Origin of the sequence: Aporhodopirellula sallentina SM41 (assembly GCF_000346505.1) — a bacterium.
GTDB classification, from domain to species: domain Bacteria; phylum Planctomycetota; class Planctomycetia; order Pirellulales; family Pirellulaceae; genus Rhodopirellula; species Rhodopirellula sallentina.
The window spans coordinates 1-3051 of the sequence record NZ_ANOH01000270.1 but is presented as its reverse complement, the minus strand read 5'-3'; the positions used below and the strand labels follow the sequence as shown (position 1 = coordinate 3051).

Annotated in this window: 2 protein-coding genes; both read right to left on the bottom strand. The window is 54.4% G+C overall.

What is annotated here, in order from left to right; translation table 11 throughout:
- Positions 1-362: 362 nt before the first annotated feature.
- Positions 363-1856: an arylsulfatase gene (locus tag RSSM_RS18005; RefSeq protein ID WP_008681804.1), complete on the bottom strand. Its 1494-nt coding sequence runs from the start codon at positions 1854-1856 to the stop codon at positions 363-365.
- 179 nt (positions 1857-2035) lie between these two features.
- A complete protein-coding gene (locus RSSM_RS18000; RefSeq protein WP_144059922.1) occupies positions 2036-2629 on the bottom strand; it encodes a hypothetical protein in 594 nt (197 codons plus the stop codon).
- Between the last annotated feature and the right edge of the window lie 422 nt (positions 2630-3051).

Here is a 3051-nt window from a genome sequence, read left to right as displayed (position 1 = left end):
CGATTCAGATTGATTGCCGGATGATGTTGCGTTCCGTTGGTGGTTTTGAATCGGCTTAAGTAGGATCCGATGATCGACGAACCTAGAGACAACCGAAACTTGGACGACTGTTCATCCATTGTCGTCCGCCACACGTGTGTGTCACTCGGTTTTATATTGGGGTTGTGTGACGGACGACTTGCCAAGGAGACGAGCGGCGTGAATTTTCGGAAATTGGCCGTCAACCGAGCAAGTGGGCAATGCTCAAATAGCTCAGTGCTTAGGGAGGCAAATAATCGTTTCAAAGTTGTACGCGAGTAGGTGCGGCATTCCCGTCATCAGGAAACGGGCATATGCAGTGCAAACCAGCAAGCGTGAAAGGGCTACAGCCCAATGTTCTTGGCGGGGTACTTTTTGAATGTCGCACCGTGTGCTTTCAGTTTCCCAAGCACAGTCACCATCCAAGGGTCCAAGCGATGTCCAACGGTCATTTCTTCCTTCGGATCCAGGTAGAGATTGAAGAACCAAGGTGCCAGCCCGACGTCCTGAACGGTCGCGAGGTCGATGTGCATGTGCGGGGCCTGGGCCAACACGACCTTCACGTGGGCTTTGTACTCCTTCATGCGACACGCCATCAGTTCCTTGCCCCACCAAAAGTAGACGGCTTCACGCTTCGATTGCCCCTCATCGGTGAGCAGGAACGAGGTCTGGTCTACAAAATCATAGAACCTTTCCTCCGGCAACGTGTCGGTGCCGACACCGGCGAGGTTCAGACTGACTCCAAATAGATCCATCAGGTCGAACAGCCCGTCGCTCGTTCGCCCAGGTGCAATCATGCCCTTCCAATAAGCGATGCCTGGAACGCGGACGCCGCCCTCCCACGTCGTCCCCTTCGCACCACGGAACGGCGTGTACCCTGCATCAGGCCAGCCGTCCATTTGCGGGCCATTGTCCGAGGTGAAAAACACCAGCGTTCTTTCCAAGACGCCTGCGTCACCGAGTGCCTTCATGATTTCACCGATCTGGGCGTCCACCTCGTGAACGCTGTCCTTGTACGGGTACTTCGCTTCACTCTTGCCGGCATAGTCTGGGTGAGGGAAATTGTCACAGTGGACCTTCATGAAGCAATGCTCGATAAAGAACGGCTGTTCTCCGGCCGCGAGTTCCTCGATCCGCTTCACAGTGAAGTCGGTGAGCACCTGATCCGCTTTGCTCATGTCCTCCGTCGACAAAACCTGCTGCAATTCCTCCGTGCGTCCGCCCTTGAAACCGTGAGTGAGGAAATCCGTTGGTCCCACTGCCTCGAATGCGGCAAGACGTTCTGGATTGAGTACAAGGCCCGGGAAACGCCGGGCATCGACACGCTGAGAAATCTCTTTTTGAGCCGGGTAGTAGCCGTAGAATTCATCAAAGCCGACGTCGTGCGGACGCATGCCTTCGGACTCGCCGATATGCCACTTGCCTGAAAGCAGGGTGAAGTAGCCGGCGTCACTGAGCAGCTTCGGCAGACTGACTTCGTCTTCCCAAGGGTTGGCCGTGATTTTGTCGCCAGCCAGAATCGGTCGTGTCAGTCCCGTGCGTACAGGCAATCGTCCGGTCAGAATCGCCGAACGGGTTGGTGTGCAGGTTTGCTGAGCGTAGCACGAAGTCAGCTTGAGACCTTCGGCGGCCAATCTGTCAATGTTCGGTGTCGAGGCACCGGCCAGGCCTCCACCGCCATAGCAACCGGGATCGCCAAAGCCCATGTCATCGACAACGAGCCAAAGGATGTTCGGCCTTTGACCCGTCTTCGCTTTGAGTGCGGCGAGTCTTTCCTCCGCGGCCTTGTCTTGCTCGGGACGCGGGATAACAGCTTCAAAGTTTTCGGCAAACGGCACTGACCGATCAAATTTGGGTGGTTCCTGCCCAATGCACGTTGTCGCACAACAAAGTGCAATAAAAAGGACGCAATACTTGGTCATGTCTTTAGGTTTTTTGATGAATGAGGGTGATCAGCGAGAGCAGGCGAGAGACTTGCGTACAAACGAAGAACGGACCGCCCGTTCTCCCGTGCATTTTATGGTTCTGCTTCTTCGGTGTTTGTAGTGCGTTCAACGACGCGTTTGGCAAGTCGAAGTATCTCTTTCTCGGATACCGAGTCCGGCATGATCCTGAGTTGATTTACGGTAGTAACTTCTCCGTCCTTCGACACTAAGAAAATATCGCCTTTCGTCGTTTCGTAGTTGATCGGCTCGGCTCCATTTCGCTTCACTGCAAATTGACTTGGGCCCTCGGATCCGAATTCGCAGTCAATGCTTGCCGTCGTTGACTCGCCGTCGATTGTACGGAATGAAAGCGTGGCAGACTTTCCATCCTTGATTACATAGCGGTATCCAATGGTACGCTGATTTAGATCAGAAACTTCAACGCGATAAATGACAAGGCAGATGAGAGATGAATTGCCGCCCGATGTCTGAATCCCGTACGCGCAACACCACTCCGATGAGTCATCCACGCAAAAATGGACTGTCAAGCCAAGTGAGTGGAAGCTCGATAGTGTAAGCGACGACGCAACGCCGCCAGCAGACGCGCGTTGGCTGGTAAAGATGCCTTCCCCACTTGAACCAGATCCCGCGAACGTATCGGACGAAACGAGGGCAAGGGCGAACAAGAGCACAACCGTTGGTCGCATATGGCGTCGCCGTTGACAGGAACGAATGAATCGAAGTTGCAGGACGTCCGAGATCACGGGAGACGGACGATTGATGCTCCATTCTAAAGCATTTTTATTGCTGTCGTGTTTGATTCGCCGTGGCTGAAGTCGTCAATGGGCTGCTGCTCTACCAGCCCGCTTCGCTACGGGCTGTTGATTTATTCGTTTAACGGGAAGTCGTAAGCGACCTACTTGCCACTGCACGTCGCCTACGGCTACCGGTTAACCGAAAACAGGTTGACTCTTGATTCAATCGACAAACCGGCTAGCGAGGGATCTTGCACAAACACTCGCTTGCCCATCGGGCGAATGCATTGTCGTTCGCCTCGGGGGGAATTTATTCAATGGGGCGCCAAAGGCTTCGGCGCCTCGGGGGGCTG